Origin of the sequence: Ciceribacter ferrooxidans (assembly GCF_004137355.1) — a bacterium.
In the GTDB taxonomy this organism is placed as follows: domain Bacteria; phylum Pseudomonadota; class Alphaproteobacteria; order Rhizobiales; family Rhizobiaceae; genus Allorhizobium; species Allorhizobium ferrooxidans.
Map to the genome: position 1 here is coordinate 1 of NZ_SDVB01000324.1, position 764 is coordinate 764.

Below are 764 nucleotides of genomic sequence, written 5' to 3' on the forward strand. Positions count from 1 at the left end.
CTCCCCATAGACTTGAATAGATGACAATGTTCTCCTCTCCGTGCCTGTCCCTCTATTCTCACTTGTGGCCTAGGGTTCCTTTCTTATCCCTTGCATCAGACTCTGTTTTATCTCTTCTAGTTTCTGTGCCTGCTTTCTGTTTGCCAAACCTGTTTCTGGGTATCTGTCCCTTTAATAGCCTAGCCTAGGCCAATCCTCAGACTGTAACCATGCGGCCACCCTGGGGGACATGTTCACCGTGATGTCATAAGCGACCTCAAAATTCGAAGTTGTCCTGACAACCTCCGTGCACACAGAGTTTCACAGCCATCTCAGACCAGTCTGACTCCTCACCCTGTCTAGGTAGGATAGTTTTCCTTTTTCTGCAATTGTTGTCAGTTTCTATCTTTCTCCTTGAACTTCGAAAGGGCTCCTACATTCTCTCTAGACACTGGTTTCACTCCTGTAAGATTATCCTGGGTTTTATCTCTTATATCTTGGGTAGATGGCAAAATGGGTGGACCTTACCCAGAAAAAGTCCTGGACTCCCTCACAAGTTGAAGTTGCCCAGGGAATGTTCTGATGCACAATGATGGTGTCATCTCGTGGCACTCTGCCAATTCCACCTTGGCAGGTCACAAGATTTCCTTCCTTCTGCCTTTGGGAAGTGTACCAGATACTTCCATAGATTGTAATATTCTTATGGTTCCTTTTCTTGTGCGTATTGATAACGTATCCTCACAATTGCTGCTTATTTATGATCTCTGCCCGCACCATACCATGAA

General features: G+C 45.5%; 1 protein-coding gene. It reads left to right on the top strand.

What is annotated here, in order from left to right:
- Nucleotides 1-561 precede the first annotated feature (561 nt).
- Nucleotides 562-764: hypothetical protein (locus EUU22_RS26440; RefSeq protein ID WP_205687953.1), on the top strand; the 203-nt coding region annotated here is incomplete at its 3' end.